Genomic DNA, 25,636 nt, shown 5'->3' with positions numbered 1-25,636 from the left:
ATGGCCAAAGAAAGCTTCGACAAAGAGATCCAGTTTCTGCGCATGCTCGTTCTGACGAGCGGGGCTTACAACAGGCAGCAGTTTGCCATACGGCTCGGCATCTCCGTCAACACCTTCGACAAAACGCTCCGCCGATTAAAAGACATCGTGCACGCCACGTACCAACAGCTGCCGGAGGAGCAGGGCAAAGAGTTCGCCGAAGCGATCAGATACCGGTACGACGATTCGGCCGACCCGATGCTGCTGTTCCTGTTCCGGGCCAAGTCGCTTAAAGAGTCCGAAAGCCGGCGGTTGTCGCTGGTGCTCGCGGCGCTGAACGGCCGGCCGATGACCGCGTCGGAGCTGCTCGACTGCTGCATGGCGGATCTTCCCGCGGACCTTTCGTTGCCGGACGAAAAAACGATACGCAAAGACTTGAAATACTTGGAGGAAGTCGGCGTCGTTCGAAGGGAAAACGGGGCAAGGCCTTATATATACCGCATCCGGAACGAACTGATCCATGAGCTGACGGATGAGGAGCTTCTCGATTTATACGATTTCGTGGACGTGATGGCCAATACGCAAATCCCATCCGTACAAGGATATTTGCTGCGCGACGGGCTCAAAAAACATCTCGTTCGCAGCGGCGCGGAAAAAGAGACGGTCGAGCCGTTTTTGTACAAATACCATTACCATTCGCGAATCCTGGACGAAGCCCATTTGTTCGCCATTCTGGATGCGATCCGGGGCCGGCGCAAAATGAAGTTTTTGTACTTCTCGCCCAAATCGGACAAAAGCTACGGCTCGCAAAACACGAACCCGCTGTTCGAGCGCGAATCCCAAGGGAAACTGGAGACGACGCTGCCGCTGAAGGTGGTGTATGACCACCAATACGGAAGATGGTATGTGCTTGGTTACGGACGGGAAGGCATCCGGAAATACCGGATGGAAGGCATGACGCAGGTCGAAACCGGGGAGCCCGCGGCGCAGGCATGGTTCGAGGAAAAGCAGGCGGAGCTGATGGACCGGATTCGCTACAGCTGGCTGATCGACACGGGGCGGCCGGTGACGGTGCGGGCCAGATTTTTTAGTCCCGGCGGGTCGGAGCCGAATTTCATTAAAGAGCGTGTGCTCTTACAGGGGCAGTGGGGAGAAATCGTCGAGGAACGCGAAGACTCCTTCATCTATGAGATCACGGTGAACGGCACGCAGGAAATCAAACCTTGGCTGCGGAGCTTCGGGTCGAGCTGCGAGGTACTGGAGCCTGTGCAGCTGCGCCGGGAGTTGATCGCGGAATGGAAGGAGATTCGGGCCTACTATGAATCCGTTTGAAAAAATTTTCAATTACCAGATCATTTCTCGCCTGGACGATGCCGGCACGTTCATGGCAACTGCCCACGAGCGGGCCTGGCTCAAAACGGCGCTGGCGCATCCCGCAGCGGCCCAAGCGTTTACGGCCGGAACGTTGGCCAAACTGGAATCGATGTTGGATCCGGATGATTCCTTCGATCCCCATCCTCATCTGATCGAAAAAGCCCGCAGCCGGGAAAAGCAGGTCTACCATCCCCTGCTGGGGAAAATCCGCCGCCTGATCCTGAACCGCCATGGCATTCGGCTGTCGTACAGCGTCCGGGGCGACCGGATCTTTTCCGATCAATTGGGCGTGCCCTACAAGCTGGAGTATTCGATGGTCAAACGGGAATGGTATTTGCTGTGGCACCGCGTTCGGCATCACGCGCTCATGAAAACGAAACTGGACAAAATCTTGTTCATCGCCGAAGCGGACATCTCGCACGAACGAGTCGATCGGATGCTGGAACGGACCCGCCTCACCCTTGAGTCGCGCAAAACGCAGGTCCTTATCGAAATTCTTCCTATGTATAACCGCGAACTGTCCCGCATTCTATACGCATTTTCCTGTTTTGAGAAGGAAGTCGCCTATGACGCGGACCGGAACCTATATACCGTCAAGGTATGCCTCCTGGGGGAAGAAATCGAATATCTGCTTTCCAAGCTGCGTTTTTTGGGCAAACGGGTCAGAGTTTTGGAAGGGGATTACGTCAAAAAGCGGATGGTGGAAGCTTCGACGAAGGCGCTGGAGCGGTATGGGAAAGCAAGTGAGAGAGAAGAAGTTTAAGTAGCAAAATATTGAAAGATAGGGGGAGCTAATACGTGTCCAAAGCAGAGAAACGTTTACGCGAGATTGAAAGCCAACTTGATGGGGCGATGTATAATTTGCCGATGTATAATATCAACAGAGATAAAGCACTGCAATTAGTTGCTTCACTATATGAATCTTTAGAATTATCACTCCAATTGCAAGTGATACGAAGTCAAGATAACCCAGAGACGTTATCCGAAGCAGAAAAAAAATCAGAAGGTTTAAAAGGTGCTTTTGGCACAGCCATTCAGCATATAAATAACATTTGCCCTGAAACCGAAGGGGAGGATGGGACAGGGCAGCCCGCAATAGATCAATGTATTGAACTACTGAATACTTCTAGCCTATACCAATATGTGGAGGTTAATTATAAAGGGATCCGCCCCGGGATACTATCCCCCTCTCTCGAAGAAGACTCACCTGATCAGATTACGATTGCTTTTCGTCCCGTTGACGATAAAATCCAACGTTATGAAATCATGAATGAGATACTGATCGAGGAAAACTCGAGGTTATATCAAGATAGAATGTCAGCCATTAAACAAGCACTACATAGAAAGTATCCTAAACTAATGAACTGGCGTATGAAAGATGCATACTATTCAGCTATTGCGAATAGCCAAACAGACTTGTTATTTCATTTTCCGGATGAAATGGATTTGGCTGGATATAAAGTTAAGGATATCAAGCACGTATGGAGCAAACTTTTGTATAAAGCCTATATGGCATCACACGCCGCTCGTAAGGATTGTCTGCCGATCTTGGACAAGATCGGTGTTTTGCCGGAGCATATGCTGCCAAATCTTCTATACTTTATTCATGTTGACGAGTTCGATGGCGTAGACCGGCACGTTGTGGAGGCAATACTTGATGATCTTACTTTCGGCACCATGAAAGGTAAACAGAAGTATGGAAGTTTAATGACAGAACCCATTATTAAATTGACTGATGGAGCACGATTCGTAAGTCCGACATTCATTAGCCATAATCTAGCAGGAAGAAATATAAATGCGACACTCAACCGAATATACGCTGGGACGGTAGATAAAGATACCGTGTCAAAAGAGGCCTATTTCGTGCATGAATTAGAAGAAGTATTAAGGCTGTTTCCTACACTGAAAGGAGGAGGCCCCACTCAACTTCCTGGAGACCTACCGGACGTGGATTATGCAATTTACGATCCGATTTCCAAAACAATAGCAGCTCTAGAAATGAAATGGATTACAGAACCTGTTACAGCTCAGGAAATTGTATCTCGTGACGAAGATTTATACAAAGGACTTCATGTTCAAATACCTAATTATGAAGCGGGAATTACAGCAAATCTTCAATCTTTCATGAAGAAGACCTTTGGTGAAATCGATCCCGTCGATCATATCAATTATTTTGTATTAACAAAGATTTCGATTGGAAGCGGGAAAATCAACGACGGTTCCAACCGGATTATAAACATTCGCATGCTAAAAAAAGCGCTGTTCGATCATGGAGGCAATCTTTATGAAGCGACCCAATCCCTTAGGACGGGAGCTTATCTTCCTCAAGAAAATGTTCATTATAAAATAATTGAAAACCGTTACCCATTTGCCGGGGTGAATTTTATAACCTGCGGAAAGGAAGTTCTCGAGCCATTTTCCCTCCAAACACCGGATGATCTTGAGTTTTTCCCTGGAAAGATAGAGTAGCCCAGGATACTCTTGCGCTAGTTACATACGAGCTATCCTCCGTTCCGAAAATCCTGCGTTTCTTCCGAAGCGTAATGCAGCGTTCAAGGAAAGATCCCGAGTCGGCGGAGGTACTTCGGCATCTGATCCTTGGGCTGCATGCGGCCTTTCGGAGTCACTTTTCAGAAATCATACCGCCCTGCATTTCAATACAATACGCTTTCGAGCGCTCTTTATTTTTGACTACGGTCCCTTCCGCCCCGTTTAGGATAAAAAAAGAGGCGAGCAAACCCATTCCTCCGACTTACCAGGATGAGAGCTCCGTTCTTTTCCAACTGTCTTTGGCAACGCAAACGTACACATACTGCTCGTCCCAAGCCATTTGCCCCTGGCTGCAAGGCTCGCTGGACGATGCGGGCGTATGCTTTTCGCGGATGCGGATCTTGTCCCCGTTCACATCGAGCTTTGTATCGGGGTTATCCGTACCGACTCCGATGTTGCCGCTGCTGCGCTGCATGGTGAGCGCGGAATCGAACGCTTCGCCGTTATCGCCGTAACGGACGAACTGCAGATCGGAGCCGGCGTTATCCCCCGCTTCCTGCGAACTGTCCGCGCGGACGGCCCATCTTGGCGTCGTCTCGTTATCGTTGCCGGCCACGCTGAACTGAAGGTCCCGGTTCGTGCCGGTTTCGCCTGCTACGCGCAGGATGCCGCTCATCACGTTAAAGTTGGACGAATGGGTGCGGATTTCGCTGATGTCGGTGTCGTAAGGGATCTCCAACCGGGTGAACAGTTGGTTCGGGTATTGTCCGGTCGGCGACATCGTCGTCTCGAACGAAATATGTTTATGGTCGTGCTGCTCCGGGTTGTTTGCTTTATCGTGGGAAATGATCGCCGTCTTGTCTATGCCGTTCTCATCGGCCCAGGCGATCGCCGGCTTGGCCCGGCCCGCCGTCCATTGCAGCCGGATCAGGTCGGACTGATGGCCCTCCTTCGCGATCCATTTCTCGTCGGTGGACAGAAGCAGCCGTTCATTGTGCGGGACACGGATTTCGCCGCTGTCGCCTACCGATTCCCCTAACGCCGCCGGCGTACCTGCTTCTTGCTTTGCCGTGAACCCTGTGCCTAGCAAGCTTACGCCTCCCAATAAGACCGTTACCATCATCACCTTCGACAATTTCATGCTTTCCCTCCGTTTTCCTTTTCGTTTCGTTTGTTCAATCGTTTGAAAAAGACTTTTAAAAAGACCTGGACTGATCGTATATAAACATCGCCCGGCGCACAACCCATTTCGCGGAATGTCCCGGAAAAACGATTCCTTTCGCCTAGCGTTTTGCCGCAATAGCCGCCGCAGCGGTTCCTACCAAAGTTGTGCCGTACTTTTGGCCCCCTGTTATTTAACAAGACGCCGAATATGTATTTTCGAGCTCCGATGCGCGATGCTTTCATTTTTGGCGATTTTCAGATAACCTCTTATTATCGAGAAATGATATCGTCTTCCCCATAAGGAGGTCACCCGCCTTGAAATTGATCGAAATCATGAAACAACCGACTGCTTAACACATGGGGCTCCTGATCTTTGATCGGGACCTTCTTTTGTCGCTCAAGTGCCCACATCCTATTTCCAATAAGTTCTGGCATGCGTTAACGATCCTTTTACAAACCGGATGTATACTAGATGTACGGCACATAAAAACCATATTTATAAGGAAGGACTGCAAAAAACATGGGAATTCATGCGTACTTCCAATCGCTGACGGATCTGGAGCGGATCATTCGCTGCCCGGGAAGATTCAAATTTCAGGAGCATAGCGTTTCTGAGCATTCCTGGAAGGTCGTCCAATATGCCAAAACATTGGCGGACATTGAAGAAAGCAACGGGGTAACGGTAGACTGGAAGAAGTTATACGAGATTACAAGCAGCCATGATTACGGTGAAATTTTTATCGGGGATATCAAAACGCCCGTGAAGCACCACTCGCTCGAATTGCGCGCCATGCTGCAGCAGGTTGAAGAAGGAATGGTCGCCCATTTCATTGACGAGCATATTCCCGCCGAGTTTCAGCCTATTTTTCGCAGACAGCTGCGCGAAGGCAAAGACGATTCCGTCGAAGGGCTCATCCTCGAGGTGGCGGATAAGATGGACCAGATCTATGAAGCCTTCGCCGAGCTGCAACGGGGAAATACCGAAAAGGAATTTATTGTAATGTACCGCAGCGCCCTCATCAAAATCAAACAAATCAAACTGCATTGCGTCGATTATTTTCTGCGTGAAATTTTGCCCGACTTGGTTCGCGAGGGATCGCAATCCCCGATCGATATCGAACGGATTACGAATGAAGCGCTCCGATCATAACCCCCGTTTTTCAAGGAGTTTCGCAGACCTTGGATTGTCTAATGCCGTTATAGCTACAAGGATGGTTCAGCCCCCTGACATGAGGGCTTTTTTGATTTGGCCAATGCGCATCCTGGTTCACGCTTCCGGCGGAAGGCTTGCAACGGCCGTAAAAAATACATCCAGCAATTCTTTGCCGAACTCGGCTTGAACGTATTCGGAAATGCGATCCAGTTCCTCCCTGCTGCCGTATTCCAAGCACGGACGCCCTTCGCACCACAACACCTTGCACGCAAAGGCCTTCTTTACGCGCTCGATCATATAATCCTGCTCGCAGCCGGCTGACATCGGTCTTCCCCCTCTTCCTTCACTCTGTTTCTTTTTTGGCAAAGCATCTCTCCTTATTATTCAAAATTTAAATTTCCGCTTCCTATGATATACATCACAATTTTTTAGAGAAAACACAAGCTTGATCAAGCTTTCATGCCGCAATCTATGAATTTGAATTCAGCTCCCGCGGTTGGTAGAATGTACCTTTGTAGACTATATTTTTATGTTAGGAGCGGAAATGATGACGACCCAACGGCAGGCAGCCATGCAGTCCATGATCGAGTGGCTGGCCGATGAACGCGAACTCGGAAAGGAACCGAGTAAAATTGAAATCGCGGGAGAATTTGATCTGCACGGCATGCATTACTACATATTCAAATATAAAAAAAGCCTGCTCGGCAAATGGCTGCTCGGCGTGTGCGGCGGTTATGAGCATGACCTGGATACTGAACATTGCGGCCATGTTTTCAGCGAAATGCAGCCTTATGATCCTGCCACGGCCCAACAGGAGGCCATAGTCATGGTAGAAATGATCCGCGAGTTCTGGATGAAGCAAGCGGCGGCGCTCGAGGAGGGGCAACAAGAGGCAAACTCTGAAGAGTCTCAGAACGACAAGCGCGGTCTGTTTAACGGATTCGTGCTGCTGGATTCCCACGAATGCGATATGGAGCAGATCAAACGGAATCTTTTGCAGGATTGGAATATTTCTTGCACGGAGGCCGAAGAGACGGACCGCGACAACGCAAAAGAAACCGACGGCACGCTCGTGTTCGAGGCGGATGGCTGCATGGCGGCTTTAAGTTTTGTCGATGCTCCGATTCCGGACGGCGAAGCCGAACATAACGCCCAAGCGAACTACCTTTGGAAAGAAGCCGTGGAAAAGACCCAAACCCATGTGGCCCAAATCATCGTGGCCGTGTTTACCCGCTCCGGCTCCCCGCTTGATAGCGGCAAACTATACGCAAAGCTGGCCTCCAGCTGCTTGAAACTCCCGAACGCGGTCGGATTGTATTCCTCAGGCACCGTCTTTCACCCGGGGCTGTTCGTGGATTTTGCGGAATTGATGAAAACGGACAATGACATGTTCCCGCTGCTGAACCTGGTGCATTTTGGCCTTGTCCGAACGGAAAACGGCATCAGCGGCTACACTTTCGGGTTGAAAACATTCGGCAAGGATGAAATCGAGGTGCTGGACACCCAAGCCTCCCCTTCCGAGCTGCGCGATTTCCTGATCGACATCAGCGGTTACGTCATCGAACAAAACGTGACTTTAAAAGACGGGGAAACGATCGGCTTCAGCGCGGAACATAAGCTGCCCATCGTCCGTTCGGAGGGCGTATACGTCGAAGGAAGCAGTCTTAAAATCAAATTTTGAACGAATTCCTCTAAAAAAAGACAGCGCATCCTGCTTACAGGGTGCGCTGTTGCGGTTTGCCGTGGCGCTGACGCGTGCAATTCCGGCCCCGAGGAACTGTCCATGTTGGCGGCAAAAGTTCTATATGCCCCTTCGTATCCCCGACAAGAATTGAATCCCCGCGATATAAAGCGGAAATATCAACGTTTCGCCAAGCGCGATCAAACCCACCACCGGCAGCGGCATGTCCTGCGGGTCCGTGATGGGATACATCGCCGTAAAGGCGCGGATCAAGACGCAAAAATAAGGAAACCAAAGAACGGTCGTAACATATCGCCATTTGCGCTGCCCTGTCCACCGTTTGCTTATGACAAAGAGCAGAACCGTGGAACAGACAAAAAGCGCGATATTCGCTGCATCGACCAGCTTCCCGGCATGCTCCCAACCCGTAAGCCGTTCGATCCGGTACACATTCGCCATCAATTCCGTATGGACAAAAAGCACAAATGCATATATCAAGCTGACGCCGTTCAGTTTAAGGATATAAGCCATAGAGAACCTCCCTTTCGAAGCTGCCTCATACGGATTAACGGCCTACCAACTTCCGCCCCTCTTGACCTCTTCAATAATGGCGCGTATGCCTTCGTCGATCCGCTCCGGGTCGGCCCGGGAGATACTGATCCGAATAAATTTTTCGCGCTCCCGGAAATCCGACAGGTAATGCCTTTTGCCGGACACGACCCGAATGCCCCGTTCCTCAAGCCGCGCAATGAGGCGTTCCAAATTGACCCTAGGCTGCACCTTCAGCTGGATATAAATCCCTGAATCGACGTTGGAAGCTTCGACGAGCCCCTCCCGGTTATGCCTTCGAATGGCTTCGTTCGCGGCCCGGATCCGCGCGGCGTACTGGCTGCAGATATGACGTTTGTGCCGCTCATACATGCCGTTTTTGATATAAATATCCAGCGCCGCTTGGGAAAGCAGCGAAGTGTCCGGATACCTTCTGTACCGGTGAAATGTTTCCACAAGATGCAGAGGCAAGACGGCAGCCCCCAAGCGAAGGCCGGGAAAAATGATTTTCGAAAAACTCTTCAAATAAATGGCATGCCCTTTCCGGCTGTAGGCAAAAATCGGATCAAAACAGCGCTCCTCCCCGAGATCCGCCATATAATCGTCTTCCACGACGTATACATCGTATTTGTCCGCCAGCCTGGCGATCGCTTCCCGCTCCCGAACCGTATACGACGTGCCCAACGGGTTGTGGTAACGGGACATGGTGTAAAAAAATTTGATTCCCCCGCTTTGAAACATCTCCTCCAATTCAGCGAGATCGATGCCGTCTGCGGTACGAGCAATTCCCCGGACCGGCAGGCCTTCCGTTTCAAGAAAACGCAAATAGATGTCGTAACTCGGCTGCTCCACCAAAATAACCTCTTTTCCGTTCGGAAACGGCATTTTCGCAAGCATTTCCAGCGTCTGCTGGACGCCGGAGGCGATAAAAATCTGTTCGGCTTTGGCAAATACCTGATCAACGGCCAAATGGTTCACCAGCGTACGGCGAAGACTCTCCATCCCTTGGTGGCTGCCATAGGTAAACAGATCATGTTTGTATGTATCAATCGCCTTGTTCAGGCAATGCTGGAAATCCAGGTACGGGAACAAGTCGATATCTGGCAATGCCGAGGCCAAATCCAGGACGCCGTCGTCGCGACCGTCCCCTTCTTTCGCCGGTTTGTCCACGACATAGAATCCGCTTTGCGGAGCGGCGTAAATGGCGTGGCTTTTTTCAAGCTCGGCGTAGGCGCGGGTCACCGTACTGACGCTGCACCCGTAATGCGCGGCCGCGGAACGGACGGAAGGGAGCTTTTGGCCCGGAGCAAACTGCCCCAGCTCGATTTTCTGTTCGATATCTGCCAAAATGGCAGCATATTTTTTCACGCCGATCCACTCCTCTATTTCAGCATAGGACATGCTTTGGTACATAGTATACCTGAATTTTGAACTGTACCGATACAGTTGCTTTAAAAAGGCATGGTGGGTTCGCCCGATTTATCGTACTTTTGAGATACCGGGTGTTGTATCAATGAAAGGAACCACAAAAGGAGCTGGCTTTATGAATATAGACGCATATTTGGAACGATTAGGCATCGATGGTCCCCGCCGGGCATCCTTGGATTTTCTTCGGCTGCTTCAGCACGGCCATGTCACGCGCATTCCGTTCGAGAATTTGGATATCGTCGGCAGGGTCCCGCTTTCCCTTGAAGCCGACAAGCAGTTCGACAAAATCGTGTCGCGCAAAAGGGGCGGCGTCTGTTACGAGTTAAACGGCTTGTTTCACGAACTGCTGCGCGAGCTTGGCTTTTCCGTATCGCGGACGGCGGCTACCGTCAAAACGGAGGATGGATGGTTCGTGACAGGCTCCCATGCCATCAACATGGTACGGGTCGACGGCTCCGATTATTTGGTCGACGTCGGTTTCGGCGGGAGAACCCCCAGACAGCCGGTGCCGTTAACCGGCGAAGAGGTGCATGATGCGGACGGCGGCTCCTATCGGATTCGTCCCTGGAGTGGCCAGGAGGGTAAGCTTGTCCTTGAGAGACGTGAAGGATCGGACTTGGATGCCTTATATAAATTCGATCCGACCGAAACGAAGCAGTTGAAAGATTTTTACGATGTTTTTATGATGACCCAATACGGCGAGGAATCCAGATTCAACAAAGTGCCGGTGGCGATGATCCTGACCGAAGAAGGGCGCATCACGCTGCATGATCATTCGTTGACGGTCGTTCAAAGCGAACTGAAAACCAAAGAATCGATCAGGCCCGGAGACTTCGAAAGGGTTCTTGCCGATATTTTTAACATCAATCTCCCGCCCGTCAAGTGAAGCCATAAATAAATCAAAAAACTTCGGCATATCCCGCTTTTGCGCATCATCCTCCCGTTTCCAGCGAATACTAACGGCGAAATGATCAATTTTTCGTTAGGAGACAGGAAACGATGAACAGTGATGAAAAGCCAAAGCATAAATGGCCGCTGATCGGCAAACGTTCGGGGCCCAAGCTGCATAAAGACGACATTACGATCGTCGATGCACAAATGGCGAAAAAGGCCGTGATTGCAACGGCTCTCGGAAACGCGATGGAGTGGTTCGATTTCGGGATCTATTCCTATCTTGCTGTCGTCATCGGGAAAGTGTTTTTTCCGGAAATGAGCGGTTCGGTGCAGCTCGTCTATACGTTTGCCACTTTTTCCATCGCGTTTATCGTGAGGCCTTTCGGCGGATTGTTTTTCGGGCGTCTCGGGGACCGTTGGGGCCGCAAAAAGGTGCTCACCATCACGCTTTTGATGATGGCCATCTCGACGCTTTGCATCGGTCTCATCCCGAGTTACGCTTCCATCGGAACGACGGCTTCGGTGCTGCTTTTGCTTGCCCGGCTGGTACAGGGATTCTCCACCGGAGGGGAATATTCGGGAGCGATGACCTTTATCGCCGAATCGACGCCCGACAAAAAAAGAGGCTTTTTATCCAGCGGACTGGAAGTGGGCACCTTGGTCGGTTATATTGCCGGCTCCGGTTTGGTCACGCTGCTGACCTATCTCCTCGGTTCCGAGCAAATGCTTGCTTGGGGCTGGAGAATCCCGTTTTTCATCGCGGCGCCGATCGGTTTGGTCGGACTGTATCTCCGCGGCCATTTGGAGGAAACGCCGGCTTTTGAAGCAATGGAGCAGGCCAAGGATGAGGATAAACCGAAGACGCCGCTCAGGGAATTATTTTCGAGGCATTGGAAAGTCATTCTGATCTGTACCGTGCTTGTCTTTTTCTTTAATGTGGTCAATTACATGGTGCTGTCCTACATGCCGTCACACCTGACCGCCGTATTGGGTTACGGGGAAGCGGAAGGGCTGCTCCTGATCCTGATCGTCATGTTCATCATGATTCCGATCGTGCTGGCCATGGGTTATTTCAGCGACCGGATCGGCAACAAAAGGATCATGCAGATCGGCCTGGCCGGACTGCTCGTCCTGTCTTACCCGGCTTTCCTGTGGATCAGCAGCGGCAAGCTCGGGCTCGTATTTCTCGGACTGCTGATCCTTGCGGTATTCCTCACCTGCTTCGAGGGGACGATGCCTTCCGTGCTGCCCGCGCTGTTTTTTACCGATGTCCGGTACGGCCTGCTGGCGATCACGTACAATATCTCGGCGTCCTTGTTCGGCGGCACGACCCCCCTTGTGATGGCCTGGCTGATCAATTTGACCCAAAACAATCTCGTTCCGGCTTATTTTTTGATCGCCACGTCGATCATCGGACTGGTCGTCGTCACGTTTTGGTTTACCGACACGTCGGGCAAATCGCTGCGCGGCTCCCCGCCGGCCGTCGAGGAGAAGCACGAAATCAAGGAGCTGCTGAAAGAACCGGAAGAAGCGCTGTGGTGGCATGAAGAACATGCGATGATCCAAGAGTCCGCATCGGACCCGGAGCAAAAGAAATAGCTCGCGAAGCCCGGGACAAAACAGCAGGTTAGCCCGCAAGAGCCTTGAAAAACATTGTAGCCGCCAGACTCCATGACGCGGTAACATACTGAATGCAAAAGAAGACCACAGCTCTTCGCGGCTGTGTTTTTTTTTTTTGAAATCGCGCTAACCATTAATGACCTCATACCCCCTAAAAGAGCATGGTGCATCCCTATAGGTTCTTTTTTCAGATCCCAAGGAAAGGATTGACACATCGATAAATCGCGATATAATTATGCGTATGGAACTGATCAATATTATCAAAGCATTGTCCAATGAGTCCCGTATCCAAATTTTGCAATGGTTAAAGGAACCTGAGCAGCATTTTACGCCCCATGAAGGGATTGATATGAGAAAAATCGGGGTATGCGTCGGCCAGGTAACCGACAAGTTAAATATGACCCAATCCACCGCTTCCCAATACTTGACGATTCTTCATCGAGCAGGGTTGATCAAGAGCGAACGAATCGGCAAGTACACCTATTACAAAAGGGATGAGGAAAAGATTCGCGAAGCGATGACTAAGTTAAGGGGGGAGATCGAATAAGGCTAACTTCAGCTTCCGATGGGAAAAATAAGGACCCGATGACGGCTGCCGTCGCCCTGGATTCGCCGCGCCCTGTCGGTTGCGGGCGACGAAGCCCCTTTTATTGCGTCCAATGAACAAAAGCATGCCGGAACAGATGCTGTCAGCCACGGAGCGCGATACGTTCGTGCCCGATGGGTATTAGCTTATTTATCGGGGAATTGGCGGATGGAGGCCTCATGATCAGGTCCGACAGATATTTCGGTTTTATTTTTGAAGATCATATCGACATATAACAATATGTAGTTTTGACGTGTTGTCGGCCACGGCACGTTGCAGTTTATGTCTGAGCAGGGAAAAACGGTTTATTTTTGTATATCAAATCGAAATATACTTATATATCGATTTGAGGATGCTTATTATGAAAGGAACTTGAATAAAGGAGAACAAATTCATGAAGGGCACTTGGAAAATATACTTATTAGCACTCGTCAGTTTTTTGGTTGGGACATCCGAATATATTATTTCGGGTATTTTGGATAAGATCTCGGTATCCTTAGACATCTCGATTACTTCCGCAGGACAATTGGTGACGATTTTTTCTTTCATTTATGCTGTCTGCACTCCCGTGATCATGGCTTTAACGGCCAAGATGGAACGTCAGAAGCTGCTGGTCATCGCCATGGGCGTTTTCGTCATCGCTAATGTGCTGGCATTCATACTGCCAGGGTACGGACTATTTGTGGCCGCGCGGGCTTTGATGGCCTTGGGCGCAGGGACCGTCGTCGTGACGGCTCTGGATATAGCCGCTAAAATTGCGCCTGAAGGAAAGCAAGCTGGTTCGATCGCAAATGTGGTCATGGGTTTCACCGTGTCGATGATCGTTGGCGTTCCTCTGGGGCGCATGGCAGCCGCCGCGTACGGATGGAGATCCATATTTGGTTTTCTTGTTTTAGCGGGGCTGCTGGCAATGATCGTGTTGTATTTTGCCATTCCGCGCGTGAAAGGCGATGCTCCTGTGCCATTGACCAAGCAGCTGGGGCTGCTTAAAAACCGCCGAACGGTTCTCGGGCTGGCGATCACTTTCTTTTGGCTGGGCGGTTACTCGGTAGCCTACACCTATCTTTCGCCTTATCTCCTGACGGTGGCGGGCGTGCATGAAAACGCGCTGAGCGGCATTTTGCTGGCGTTTGGCATTGCAAGCTTAATCGGTTCTAAATTCGGGGGATACAGTACGGACAAATGGGGAGTGACTCCCACCTTGACCGGGGGCATGCTGCTGCATATTGCCGCTTTGGTTTTACTTACGGTTACCGTCGCGTTTACGAATTCATGGTTGCCGATTGTCGCTATCCTTATGTTATGGTCTTTCACCGCCTGGTCCACCGGCCCAACACAGCAATTTAACTTGGTTCGGATCGAACCTGAATATTCGGGCATTATGCTAAGTCTAAACCAGTCCACGATGCAATTGTCAATGGCGGCGGGCGCCGGCATCGGAGGCATCGTAGTCGATCAAATTTCCTTGTCGCAGATTACATGGATTGGCGCGGCCGGCGTCGTGATTGCCCTTCTGGCATCGTTCTTGTTGAATGGGCAAATGAAAGAAAAAGCCCTTGCATCTAACGCTGATTAACCGCCAAATGTAGAAAGGTCGGGGCGTAAAGCCACGACCTTTCATTTTTTCTGCTGTTTTTGCGCTAAACCCGCCGCAAGCTTCTCGTATACGTAAGAAAAACGATAAAGGCAGCCCTAGAGTTATACTCCAGAACTGCCCTTCTCTCTTTCGGATTGATCCCTCGGACAACTTGATCCTGGTTTCGGCACTATACAATACCGTTCGTGTGCCTTATCCATTTTCAAGGACATGGAACAAAGCTGCCGCAACTTCTTTTTGGGACTCGGGAATGGTATGCACCCATTCATGGAGGGCCGAACGTACGCTGCTTTCCGTCAAAATCTGTGTATCCATGATCCGCTTAAGCTGCGGTGGAAGAGCGATCCCTTCCTGTTCGCTGATGTCAACCGCCATGCCAACGATGGTGGCAAGCTCGCAAGGACGATGGTCCGCAATGCTGCACTCCATGGTCAAGCCATATGCGATTTCATTGTCTGGTAGACTCATATGACTTACCTCCCCAAGCTTGGAGTACATCCCGGCGGAAGCTGGAATTCAATTCCGCCGCTTCCTTCTGCGCGATTTGTAATGTTTCCGGATCGGGGTTCACGTTGATTCTCCGCGAAATGAGAGCAAACCGAGCGCCTGCATGTTCAAGATCATCCGGTGTGGTGATGCCGTTCAACAGTTGATGGCGTGCCTCGCGGATCTCCGGCAACACGAGTTTTATTTCAGCTCGCATCTTGGGCTCCAGAGACTGTATGTTTTCCGGTGCGAATCGAATCCGTTCCAAGCCATTCACCAGTTCCTCGGAACGTTCCAGCCGCATTTGCACCTCAGGATGTTCTATACCGTCTACCCTGGCGAAACGGATGGCCTCTTTGAGCGATGCTGCAATCGCCGTCAACTCCGGTACAGGTTCGGCCAGTTTTTTCTGCAAGCTGGAAATGGCTTTTGCATACTTGGATAATACTTCACGGTCTTTCTCCGGTGTTGCTGCTAACTTCTCCGGTGTCAAATCGTACTCCATCAGTGCGGAGATCTCTTCACGGGCCGTTTCTGCATCCCCCTCTTTGAGGGCCGCGGAAACCGCTGACAAGTGCGCCCTTGTACATGGGATACAACCGACCGATACGTGCATATCAGGCGCATATTGACTGTACGGCGCTGCCCCTTTTTCAATTACAGCCGCTCCGGAAACATAGGTTTCGTTGTTCTTAACATGACTCATAAACATCCTCCTCAAAGTTTGAATCTAGCCGCTCTTACCGCATACCTCAACTGGCGTGTTCCGAATACAAAAAGCCCCCGTCCGATTTTTGCATACGAAAAATAGACGGAGGCTTCCGTCGTATTCGGCAACTGGCTGGCATAGCGGTTGCAGTAGAGCATCCACCTTAGCCCCTGTAGCTTTGCGTCGCCACCTTTCGATGGGTTTGCTATTATCGTACGAAGTATGACGTTGTTAACTCTTTCATATCTTTAAAATCAATTTGTTACATCTCATTATAAAATTCGACCCCCTCAAAAAAAATACCCAAAATTGGGTATGCTTCCGGATTGCAACAGCTGCCGGCGTTTGGGTTAGAATGGGCCATTTTCCGCAATAAAAAAAGCCACAGCCTTCGCGGCTGCGGCTTTGGCATTACGCCGATCCGTTCGTTTTGCTTGGGGTGCCCTGATCCGTTGGAACCGGGTAGGCGTATACGACATACCGGTCGGGAGCGGCACCTACGTAACGAAAAGGATAACACGTCGAAACGACAAGAACTTCTTTTCCCATCGGTCGAATGACGGAGGTGTCGTCCTTATCGACGATTTTTGTGCTCGCTATTTCGTATTCGAAGGAACCGTAAGGCATTTTGACGATGAAACGATCGCCGATCCCGAGCTCGCCGAACTTGCGGAACACCGTATCGCGGTGCCCGGATAACAATATTTGCTCGCCGTCGGACGGTAACACGGTACCGCTATAATGCCCAACGCCTTTTTCCAGCATCTCTTCATCCGTGCCTTCAATGATCGGCAATTCCGCCTTGATCTTTGGTATCTCCAGCAATCCAATCACGTCATTATCGGCGGGATGGAACTGTTCCCGCGTTACAGAGGGATTCGGGGCTGCCTTAGCCGTGGGCAATGGCTTCGTTACCGGAAGCTCGCCGGATTTTGAGCCGACCAAAACCTCTGCCTGAGCCAGCGCCTTTTTTAATTGGATCTGATGTTCAACGTATTGGTAAACGGCAATGGATACAATAAGGATCCCAAGGGCCATCAATACGGCTCCCGCTTTCTTCCTCAAACCATTTCCCCCCTGCCTTTTCATATAGAAGAAAACACCTTTCGCGCAGAAAAGTGTTTTCTTCATATCAGTTATAACGATTATACCTTACGTTTTCTCCAAAACAAAAGCAATCCTGCCAGCAAAATAACCATGCCGATGAACCCTAGATTGTAAACGTTCGTCGACGTATTCGGCAGCTTGCTGCCGGATTGTTCTCCCGGCGAAGGAGCTTTGCCAGACTCCCCGGCAACGGTTCCGTTATCTTCCAACGGAGATCCAGATCCGTCGCCCGCATCCGGAGCCGTTCCGGTTCCAGGGCTTGTTGGCGTCGTGCCTGGTCCTGGATTCGACGGCGTTCCGCTTCCCGGATTCGTTGGCGTCGTGCCGGTTCCCGGTTTGGTCGGCTCAGGGGTAGTTCCTGGAACCGTTGTTCCCGGTTCAGTGCCCGTTCCCTTCACGTCGAGCGTCACCACCGACGTCGTCGTGCCGCCGCGGCCGTCGCTCACGATCACCGTAAAGCTGTCGCTGCCGGTATAATCCCGGTCCGGTACATAGGTCCACGTTCCGTCCGGATTCACGGTAACGCTGCCGTGCTTCGGATCGCTTCCTTTCGTATACGTCAGCTTGTCTCCGTCCGCGTCCGTACCTTCTATTTTTCCGGTTGCCGGCGTGTTGATCGTCGTTTCCGCATTATAGGAAGGCACGCTTGGTACTTGATTTGGTTTTCCTGGGTCTGTGCCCGGATTCGGCGTAGTGCCCGGGCTTGTTCCTGAATCGGTTCCCGGGCTTGTTCCTGAATCGGTTCCCGGGCTTGTTCCTGGATCGGTTCCCGGGGTTGTTCCCGGATCCGTACCTGGGTTCGTGCCAGGGTTCGTCGCAGGTTCCTTCACGTCGACCGTGATCGTCACCGTGGTTTTTCCACCTTTGCTATCCTCCACGATAATCGTAAAGCTGTCTCCTCCTACATGGCCAGGCTCTGGCGTGTAGGTCCATGTGCCATCCGGATTGACCGTCACGGTACCATGTTCCGGATCTTTGCCTTTGGTATACGTCAATGGATCGCCATCCGGATCGGTGCCATAAACGGTATCCGTTACGGATTTGCCTTTTTCCGTCGTTACCGTTTTATCCGAAGCGGTTGGCGGACGGTTCGTTGGCGGAGTCGGCTTATCCGTTACGTTAACCGTAATGGTCGAGGTCGTTACCCCGCCCTTCTGATCATCCACGATTACAGTAAAGATATCCGGGCCGCTATATCCCGGGTCCGGGAAATACTCCCACGTTCCATCCGACTTCAACTCCACCTTGCCGTGTTTCGGATCGGTTTTGATGGCGAACTTCAACTCGTCCCCATCCGGATCGGTTCCATATACGCTGCCGGTTACCGACTTGTCCTTCTCTGTCGTTACGTTGTCATTTTCGGTTACCGGCGGGTGGTTTGGCGGCTCTTTCACGTGAATCGTCACCGTCGAGGTGGTGCTTCCACCTTTGCTGTCCTTTACGATAACTGTGAAGCTAAAATCACCGACACCATCAGGAGTATACTCCCACTTTCCGTCCGGACCTACGGTCACCTTACCCTTTTCAGGATCCTTTCCTTTTTCGAACGTCAGCGGATCGCCGTTTGCGTCCACGCCATATACGCTTCCGGTTACGTTTATGCCGCTCCATGTCGTTTCTTCAAAATCCGGCGAAATCGGCGGACGGTTCACATCGACCGTAACGCCGTTGGACTTCCGTTCCTCATGAGTTCCTGTCAGCAAATTATCGTACCCCACAGTCGCTTGATTGGCGACCGTAGTCGTTTTGTATTTCGAGAGAATCTTAACTTTGAATTGGACTGTCGTTCCGTTAGGCAAGACATCGGTATTCGGGATTCTGCCTGCTTGGCTTTGGTTCGCTCCGTTTCCTAAACGAACGACCACCCGCTTTTCGTTTTCGAGAAACTCTCCTTGGTCATCGCCGCTTTTATCGGTCAGCTTCCCGGTATTCGGGCCGGATACAATCTCCAAAGATCCAGGGATGTATTCGGTTCCGTCAGGGATGGTGTCTGTAAATACGGTGTTGCCTGTTTCGTCTCCACCTTCATTTTTAAAGTTGACCGTATAGGTTAAGGTATCTCCCTCTTGCACATTGTCAACTGGATCTACAGACTTGGTTACAACACCACACGGCTCTGTACCAAGGAAAATGTCATCCAGGAAATTGCCGCTATTCCCATATCCAAGGACACTACCAACTGCTTTAAAACCAAACCGCGTTACGGTTTGGCCAGCAGGAACTACATAACTTCCACGATATTCCTTCCATCCTTGAGAAGTGTGAGTTTTTATTGTTTCAACAACAGGTAGTTGACTTGGATCAGTTGTACTTGAGCCTATTCTTACATCCATTGTATCGTCCCCAGGGGTCTGATATTCATACGCAGCTCTGTGAAACAGTCGCCAACTAATGGTTTGTCCAGGTGTTGTTTGAACATCTTGGTATAATTGACCGAAATTATAGGCGTTTAATTCCACATACTGCTCTCCATCCGGGACGTCAGTAACATAATGGTATTTGGACTCAGGTCGAGGGTCAACGCCAAGTTTGGTTGGTGATGAAAACTCGATAGTTCCTGTGCTATCAGTAGTTTGCCAACCTGGTACAAAATCATCATCGATAGTATACCAAGAACCACCATTTTCATGGATGTCATTACTAGGAAGATTCAACAAATCCGGCTCCTCAAAACTACCGTTAATTAATGCAACCCTGTTCCCGCAAGAAACCTGAGTGGGATCCGCATGTGCTGTTTGATTCCCAAGTGGCGCAAGCGGTACCCAGTTGCTGACGATTAGAGCTGTCGTTGCTGCGATTGCAGCCCGTTTCATATACCGCAAGTTCATTTTTCAACCTCCTTTTATTTTTCAGTGACTACTTCTTTTTAAATGGAGGCATTCATATGTATCTTTCATTCGCCTCAAGTCCACCAACTAAGTTTTATTTTCCCCTAAAACATTTCCTCCCTCATGGTTAATCATTATCTATAGACAAAGCTTAATGCCCCGACTATCATTAGTTAAATTTTAAAATATATCAAAAAAGAAAACTCCGTCAAAAAGCAGACGCTTAATAGACGGAGTTGTCCGTCGCATTCGGTAACTGGCTGGCGTAGGATTTTCTTCTTTCAATAAATCCGATAGCCCCTCTAGCTTTGCGTCCCCATTTTTCAATGGGTTTGCCATGATCGTACGAACTTATATGTAGTTGAAATTTTTAACATTTACTTAAAAATATAATATATGCGAATCTTAAGTTAGGGTCTAAAGTCTCATTTTTCAATATTTCCTTCGTTTTTGTCGTTCCTACTCACCGCTCTATTAGAAAAAGCTGTCGGCTTTTGGAGAAATAAAGAGAACCGGCCATTGATTAACTCTCCAATTATTGCCTCAAGTACATCGATAACGTCCTTTACGTACAGTGCCTCGCCGTCTTCGGCGGCATCAAGGCATGTCCGTTAAATAGAGAATAAATTATATGTTTGACTAAGTAGCCATCTTTGATCCACTGTGACATAGCTTTGTCTTTCGTGTCCGTGGTATGATATGTAAGATATCCAGCATATCCCTGGGCAGCTGCCCAGGCGAATGAATGATTGGTTTTTGACGTATACCACCAGCTTTGAATACCTGCGAGACGAAGTTGGCGCAGTCCCCGCCACCACCATTAGCGGAATAGTCAGGATAGCTTGTGTTATAACTTGACCAGTATTTATACGCATATGCAACTGCTGCAGCACTATCAAACGATGCTTTCACATCAATTTTTCCGGTTTAACGATGGATTCCGGGGTCGCAGGCAAACGCATTTTTAAATCTGATTGTTCTTCAGAGGATAAAGATCTTTTTGCCTTAATTTTCTCCTCATACTGCTTTAACTCCTGGTTTTTCCCGATAGCCTCATATAAATCCATAAATTTTACAAATTGAAGGACAACCTCCCGGTCTTCCTCAGAGAAAGCATCTAGATTAACCCCCAGTGAAAACACAAATTGCACAAACCCTCTATCATCTAAATCTAGAGCAACATTCACATTGTTTTCTTGAATGTATTTTTGGATAATGCCAAGAGCTTTTGCGTACTCACTCATCTTTCTTGATTTATACTCACTAAGCGGCTCATTTCCCGAATAGTCCGACGGAACACCGAAATATTTGACGCTTGGCACCGAAGACTCAGGAAAAACCATCTGCACGGCAGGTGGTACAGGCGGATCAATTGAAACATTTTCGTTTGCTGTAGCACCTCTAAGTGGGAAAATAGATAAACTACCTACAGCTAAGGACAATGCGAGGAAGTACGTTAGCTTTTTCATGAACTACTTCCTTTCATAATAAATTTTGTAGATGACCATTTCTACACTTACTTAAACCCGAAAAAAACACAAAAGTCTGATTATTTTTAGAAAAATTCTCTATATGAAGAAATGTATATATGGATAATTTTACAAACTCTATCGGTTAATCGATGTAAACCCATGCGGCTGCCGTGATAGTTGCTTTGCTCCGAAGCCAGCTTGCAGACCGACAGCAGCGCCCTACTGCTTTCCGTCATCACACTCGTGTTTTTCACGCGCATGGCTGTACCTTTTTCATCGTCCCCGTCGTCATCGGAAGCATCAGAGCCGCTGCTTGTTCGCCATACGCCAAGCGTCGAGCTGTTTTTGGACCTCGGCTCTCACCTTGTCAATCCCGGCCTGCTTCAGTTCCTGGTTGAACTTCGGCAGTTCGGTATCGATATCTACGCTGCCTGTCATCAGGCTCGGGTAATATTTTTGCCATACCATCTCGATGTTCTGCATCTGGATCGGCATCATGGATAGATCGGGCGTAAACCCCAGCATGCTGGATTTAACGACTCTTGCGTTGGAAGAACGGAACTGATCCCATTTATTCAGAGGGTCCGGAAAGTCGCCGCCCATCGTCTTCAAAATGAACCAGTTGCCCTGAGTATACGTGACCCCCGTGTAACCGGGCGATTCATCCGGGATGGCATTCCCGCTAGTGTCCTTCGGAGGAATAGGCACGACTTGGCCATTCTCGTCCAAGCTATAATGCACGCCCTCTATCCCATAATTGAACAAGTTGCGCACTTCGGGGTCCGTATTGAGTAAATTTAAAAATTTAATGGACTCTACAGGGTGCTTGGTTTCCGCGCTGACCGCCATAATGCCGCCCCGCAAAGATTCCGTCGTGACAAGCTCCGGCGTTACGGCGTTCGCCACCACCTTGTAGCCGCGGTCCTTGCTCCAGCTGTTTACCGCAAGAGGGCCGCCGTCGGAGGCTTTCCAGAACAACTTCGAACCTCTCTTCAGCTTTTGATTCTCCCGTAAAGCAGCGTCTTCGTTGATGTAGCCCGCCTTATAATAGCGCCGCAGCGTATTCAGCACTTGCCGTGCTTCTTTCGTTTCGAATATATTCACCACGGGAGCGTTTGGATCTAAGGACTTCACCATCAAAGGGAGCTTCTTGTCTATGACGTATTCGTAGCCGTCCAAGGCAAAGAAGTTCTGCGAGTCCTTGTCCAGCTCCATAGGCAAATAATCCGGTTCCTTTTGTTTGATCATTCGCAGCAAAGGTTCAAGCGATTCCAACGTGTTGTATTTTGTAATATCGATATCGTACTTCTTCACCAGTTCATCCGGATACGTCCACTGTTGGCGCACCGCGAGTTCTTTATTGGTAGGGATGCCGTAAATGCCGCCGTCGTCCATACGCACCCCCTGCCAAAAAACGGGATCGATGACCTCGTACATTTCCTTGCCTGCGGTAGAGAGATAGTCATCCAGCCGCAGCCATGCGCCACGCTTGGCATAACCCGTGAAATCCTGGGCAAAAGCGACATCAAAAGGGGTTCCCGCCGATATCATCGTGTTCAATCGGTCTTCATACTCTTGCCAGCCTACCTTGACGTAGGTGATGGTAACGCCGATCTTTTTGGCGAGGATCTCATTGATTTTATCGTTCACCAGCTTCAGATCCTTGTCCGGCTCGCCGATCGTGTAGTAGATGAGATTCACCGTGGCTCCGCCGGGCTTCCCCTCATCTTCGCCGGAAGACGAGGAACACCCCGTCCCCGACAGCGCTAACATGACGGTTAATGCAACATATAGGATGATACGACCCCAAAAAGAGGGTTGCTGCATACAAAGGCCTCCCTTGCCGCGTTAAACCTAGCTCTTTTTTCTCATTTCCGAAGGCGACTTGCCGAAATAACTTTGAAAATGGGTGTAAAAATAATTCAGATTGGGGTATCCCACGGAAAGCGCGATGCTGGAAATTTTCTCGCTGGTGGTTAAAATGAGTTCCCGCGCGTGAAGCATTCGATAGGCCATCAAATATTCCGAAAACTTCATATGCGCTTCCTTCAAAAACAGCTGTCCAAGGTACGTACTGTTCATCCGAAAACGCTCCGCCACTGATTTCAGAGTGATGTTCTGGGCATATTCCGCCTTCACCATCATCAGGATGCGGTTGGTCAGCTTGGATAATTGATCATACGGAATTCCCAGAATCGGGTCGGTGTTCGGATCTTCACCGCTTGCGCCGTCCAGGGTGCCGTGCAAATCTTCTACAATGATTTTTTCAATCACCTGCTGCAGCTTGGAACGCTCGACGGGCTTGAGCAAATAATCCTTCACCCCGCAGCGGATCGCCTCCTGGGCGTATTCGAATTCGCTATAGCCGCTCATCATGATATATTTGGTAGGCATTCGCAGTTCATTCAGCTTCTTTATGATTTCGTAGCCGCGATCCGTGCCGATGCATACATCGAAGATCGCGATATCGGGCAGCAGCTCCACCGCTTTGGACAACGCATCGTCTTTGGTTTCGCACGTCTCAACCCGGTGAATACCGTAGCTTGCCCAATCCAAAGTCCGTTTCATGCCCTCCAGAATTTGAGGTTCGTCATCCACGATAAGAAGTTTGTACATGCCTGTTCACTCCTTTGCGATCATTACGGTAATCTTAACCCCAGCCTCCTCGTTGTTCCCGATTTCCATGGAAAAGCCCTCCCCATAGAAAAAATGCAGCCGGGTATACACGTTGCGCAAACCTATGCTCCGCACCGGGGCATCGTCACGGCTTGAAAGGTTCACCCTCACTTCGTCCAAACGCTCCCTGGAGATTCCTTTTCCGTTGTCGACAAATTCGAGCACGAAGCGCTGATCCGTTTCCCAGCCGTTGACGACCAGCAAATTAAATTCGTTGCCCGGATCGAAGCCATGAACGAAAAAATTCTCCGCCAGAGGCTGCATCCAAAATTTCACGGTAGATACGTTCCAAAGCGCCTCATCCACATTCAGCTGATAATAAAACCGCCCCGGGTATTTCAGCTCCATGATTTTCAAATATTTTTGCAAAAGTTCCAGCTCGCTGATGATGGATATGATGTTTTCTTTCTTCACGATATCCCGATATAAAGCGCCTAAGGTCGCGATGGCATCGGCGGTGTCGACATCGCGGTTCACCAAAGCGGTAGAGCGAATGGCCTCTAACGTGTTGTACAGGAAGTGGGGATTGATCTGATGTTGAAGCGCCTTCATTTCGGTCTCCTGCTGTTTGAGCTTCAGCAAATATTCGGTGCGGATATGTTTATCAAGCTGAAGAACCATGTCATCCAGTTCCCGGGCAATCATGCCGTATTCGTTCCGCCTGTAACGGGCCGGAGAATTCGACGTAAAGTCCGCGGTTTTCACGCGTTTGATGGAATAGATAATGCGCTGAAGGAATCGCGCGTCGTCGCGCAGATTGTAAACAATAATAAGCAATACGCTGATCATCGCCATCAATATAATGAATAACACCGCCGCAATAATGCCGGTATTTTGACGCATAAGCATCGGAAGATCGACAAGAACGACGAAGCGGAAATCAAACTTGGTGGAAGAAAAGATCATAAAATATGTGCTTTTCAACCCGCCTAATGAAAGATAGCCGCTGGTTCGTCCGTCATCCGCCGCTTGAAGAACCAGTTTCCCGGCATGGCGGTTCCCGCCTAAGATCATGTACACCTCGCCGGAAGCGCTTACGGCTGCGGCCGTGTTCAATTTGTAGCTGTTTATTTTTTTGAACAGCTGCTCGCTGCTGATCAAGAAACGAAATTCCCCGATCTGGCGGGAAATCTGGTTCGGGTCGGATAACTTTTTGCGGTATACGAATCCCTTTTGGATCGTCTCGCGAAAGGTTTCATCCGTGTTCGGCAGGCGGAACGCGAAGCTGTCATTGCCGCTGCTGTCAAAGCGAACCGCATTGCCCCGCGACGCGGTATGAAGGCTGATTTGCGTAATGTCTCCCTGCCCTGAGCTGTACAAAAAAGCTTTCATATCGTCCGGAAAGGAGACGAGCGGTTCGTTAAATTGGCTGTTTTTCAGCCTGTTCGTCAGATACCCCTCCGCGCTATTGCCCAAAAAGTACCTGGCATCGGTCATCAGCCGATTGTTGGAGTATATTCGCTGCATGTATGCCTCGATGCGATCCGCATCATACTGTAGCTCGTTTTCGATGCGGGCAAAGGCGCTGACGGCCTCGGTTCGGGCGTTTTCGATCCATTGATACAGCAGTATCGCACAAGTCAGAATGCCAAGCGCCAAACCTAAAGTTACCACAAATACTGTATACGCAATGAATTTGCCGCGGTATATCTTAATCTGCAGAAAAGAACCCATGCGACGCCTCCTTTGCATCAGGTTGTTAACGGAGGATTTTGCAAAATCCTGAACGATGAGCATTCCATTTCACGAAAGCAATTTCATTATATCTTGTTTTCCTATAGCAGGAGGATGCAAAATTCGATCCATTTCGACATTGGGATTTTGGCAAATAAGGAAGCCCGAA

Annotated in this window: 21 protein-coding genes and 2 riboswitches; of the genes, 9 read left to right on the top strand and 12 right to left on the bottom strand. The window is 49.9% G+C overall.

Going from position 1 to position 25,636, the window contains the following annotated elements:
* Genes MKY58_RS00250 through MKY58_RS00240 form a run of 3 tightly spaced genes read left to right on the top strand, consistent with a single transcriptional unit; the run spans position 1 to position 3,822 of the window.
* Entirely contained in the window at positions 1-1,311 is a 1,311-nt protein-coding gene (locus MKY58_RS00250) for a WYL domain-containing transcriptional regulator (RefSeq protein WP_339322951.1), read from the top strand.
* Positions 1,298-2,116, top strand: a complete 819-nt coding sequence (locus MKY58_RS00245) for a WYL domain-containing protein (RefSeq protein WP_339322950.1) — start codon at positions 1,298-1,300, stop codon at positions 2,114-2,116. Before MKY58_RS00250 ends, MKY58_RS00245 begins: the two co-directional genes overlap by 14 nt.
* Before the next feature lie 35 nt (positions 2,117-2,151).
* Positions 2,152-3,822: a hypothetical protein gene (locus tag MKY58_RS00240; RefSeq protein ID WP_339322949.1), complete on the top strand. Its 1,671-nt coding sequence runs from the start codon at positions 2,152-2,154 to the stop codon at positions 3,820-3,822.
* A gap of 283 nt (positions 3,823-4,105) precedes the next feature.
* On the opposite strand, the gene MKY58_RS00235 is transcribed toward MKY58_RS00240, so the two are convergent.
* Positions 4,106-4,984, bottom strand: a complete 879-nt coding sequence (locus tag MKY58_RS00235; protein WP_339322948.1) for a hypothetical protein — start codon at positions 4,982-4,984, stop codon at positions 4,106-4,108.
* Positions 4,985-5,527: 543 nt separating this feature from the next.
* Between MKY58_RS00235 and MKY58_RS00230 the strand changes: the two genes are divergently transcribed.
* On the top strand, positions 5,528-6,157 hold the full coding sequence (locus MKY58_RS00230; protein WP_339322947.1) for an HD domain-containing protein: 630 nt from the start codon (positions 5,528-5,530) through the stop codon (positions 6,155-6,157).
* A 117-nt stretch (positions 6,158-6,274) separates the two neighbouring features.
* On the opposite strand, the gene MKY58_RS00225 is transcribed toward MKY58_RS00230, so the two are convergent.
* On the bottom strand, positions 6,275-6,484 hold the full coding sequence (locus MKY58_RS00225; RefSeq protein WP_339322946.1) for a hypothetical protein: 210 nt from the start codon (positions 6,482-6,484) through the stop codon (positions 6,275-6,277).
* Positions 6,485-6,707: 223 nt separating this feature from the next.
* Here MKY58_RS00225 and MKY58_RS00220 point away from each other — a divergent pair, with 223 nt between their 5' ends.
* Positions 6,708-7,841, top strand: coding sequence for a DUF4261 domain-containing protein (locus MKY58_RS00220; RefSeq protein ID WP_339325001.1), 1,134 nt, complete (start codon positions 6,708-6,710; stop codon positions 7,839-7,841).
* A 120-nt stretch (positions 7,842-7,961) separates the two neighbouring features.
* Here the strand turns inward: MKY58_RS00220 and MKY58_RS00215 are convergent, their stop codons facing one another.
* Positions 7,962-8,372 (bottom strand): hypothetical protein, encoded by a 411-nt coding sequence (locus MKY58_RS00215; RefSeq protein WP_339322945.1) that lies wholly within the window; start codon positions 8,370-8,372, stop codon positions 7,962-7,964.
* A gap of 42 nt (positions 8,373-8,414) precedes the next feature.
* Positions 8,415-9,758: a PLP-dependent aminotransferase family protein gene (locus MKY58_RS00210; protein ID WP_339322944.1), complete on the bottom strand. Its 1,344-nt coding sequence runs from the start codon at positions 9,756-9,758 to the stop codon at positions 8,415-8,417.
* A gap of 175 nt (positions 9,759-9,933) precedes the next feature.
* Between MKY58_RS00210 and MKY58_RS00205 the strand changes: the two genes are divergently transcribed.
* The 4 genes from MKY58_RS00205 to MKY58_RS00190 all read left to right on the top strand — a co-directional run bounded on the left by MKY58_RS00205 (position 9,934) and on the right by MKY58_RS00190 (position 14,494).
* On the top strand, positions 9,934-10,704 hold the full coding sequence (locus MKY58_RS00205) for an arylamine N-acetyltransferase (protein WP_339322943.1): 771 nt from the start codon (positions 9,934-9,936) through the stop codon (positions 10,702-10,704).
* A gap of 113 nt (positions 10,705-10,817) precedes the next feature.
* The gene (locus tag MKY58_RS00200) at positions 10,818-12,311 is read left to right on the top strand and encodes an MFS transporter (RefSeq protein ID WP_339322942.1); all 1,494 of its coding nucleotides are present in this window, start codon (positions 10,818-10,820) and stop codon (positions 12,309-12,311) included.
* Between the two features lie 262 nt (positions 12,312-12,573).
* A complete protein-coding gene (locus MKY58_RS00195) occupies positions 12,574-12,879 on the top strand; it encodes a metalloregulator ArsR/SmtB family transcription factor (RefSeq protein WP_339322941.1) in 306 nt (101 codons plus the stop codon).
* Between the two features lie 433 nt (positions 12,880-13,312).
* Positions 13,313-14,494 carry an MFS transporter gene (locus MKY58_RS00190; protein WP_339322940.1) on the top strand — a complete coding sequence of 394 codons (1,182 nt, stop codon included), beginning with the start codon at positions 13,313-13,315 and terminating at the stop codon, positions 14,492-14,494.
* Positions 14,495-14,707: 213 nt separating this feature from the next.
* Here MKY58_RS00190 and MKY58_RS00185 read toward each other — a convergent pair whose 3' ends face one another.
* From MKY58_RS00185 to MKY58_RS00150, 8 genes are all read right to left on the bottom strand, one after another.
* Positions 14,708-14,983 (bottom strand): hypothetical protein, encoded by a 276-nt coding sequence (locus MKY58_RS00185; RefSeq protein WP_339322939.1) that lies wholly within the window; start codon positions 14,981-14,983, stop codon positions 14,708-14,710.
* Positions 14,964-15,707: a hypothetical protein gene (locus MKY58_RS00180; RefSeq protein WP_339322938.1), complete on the bottom strand. Its 744-nt coding sequence runs from the start codon at positions 15,705-15,707 to the stop codon at positions 14,964-14,966. Before MKY58_RS00180 ends, MKY58_RS00185 begins: the two co-directional genes overlap by 20 nt.
* 123 nt (positions 15,708-15,830) lie before the next feature.
* Positions 15,831-15,927, bottom strand: a riboswitch (cyclic di-GMP riboswitch).
* 194 nt (positions 15,928-16,121) lie between these two features.
* The gene (locus tag MKY58_RS00175; protein ID WP_339322937.1) at positions 16,122-16,775 is read right to left on the bottom strand and encodes a class D sortase; all 654 of its coding nucleotides are present in this window, start codon (positions 16,773-16,775) and stop codon (positions 16,122-16,124) included.
* An 80-nt stretch (positions 16,776-16,855) separates the two neighbouring features.
* A complete protein-coding gene (locus tag MKY58_RS00170) occupies positions 16,856-18,889 on the bottom strand; it encodes an Ig-like domain-containing protein (RefSeq protein WP_339322936.1) in 2,034 nt (677 codons plus the stop codon).
* Positions 18,890-19,893: 1,004 nt separating this feature from the next.
* Positions 19,894-19,992, bottom strand: a riboswitch (cyclic di-GMP riboswitch).
* Between the two features lie 561 nt (positions 19,993-20,553).
* Positions 20,554-21,114, bottom strand: coding sequence for a hypothetical protein (locus tag MKY58_RS00165; RefSeq protein WP_339322935.1), 561 nt, complete (start codon positions 21,112-21,114; stop codon positions 20,554-20,556).
* A 303-nt stretch (positions 21,115-21,417) separates the two neighbouring features.
* Positions 21,418-22,944: an ABC transporter substrate-binding protein gene (locus MKY58_RS00160; protein WP_339322934.1), complete on the bottom strand. Its 1,527-nt coding sequence runs from the start codon at positions 22,942-22,944 to the stop codon at positions 21,418-21,420.
* 27 nt (positions 22,945-22,971) lie between these two features.
* Positions 22,972-23,733 carry a response regulator gene (locus MKY58_RS00155; protein ID WP_339322933.1) on the bottom strand — a complete coding sequence of 254 codons (762 nt, stop codon included), beginning with the start codon at positions 23,731-23,733 and terminating at the stop codon, positions 22,972-22,974.
* 6 nt (positions 23,734-23,739) lie between these two features.
* Entirely contained in the window at positions 23,740-25,467 is a 1,728-nt protein-coding gene (locus MKY58_RS00150; protein ID WP_339322932.1) for a histidine kinase, read from the bottom strand.
* Positions 25,468-25,636: the final 169 nt, after the last annotated feature.

The organism is Paenibacillus sp. FSL W8-0194 (assembly GCF_037969745.1).
Classification (GTDB): Bacteria; Bacillota; Bacilli; order Paenibacillales; family Paenibacillaceae; genus Paenibacillus_AQ; species Paenibacillus_AQ cookii.
The sequence above is the reverse complement of the archived record's forward strand: the minus strand, read 5'-3'. Positions and strand labels throughout refer to the sequence as shown.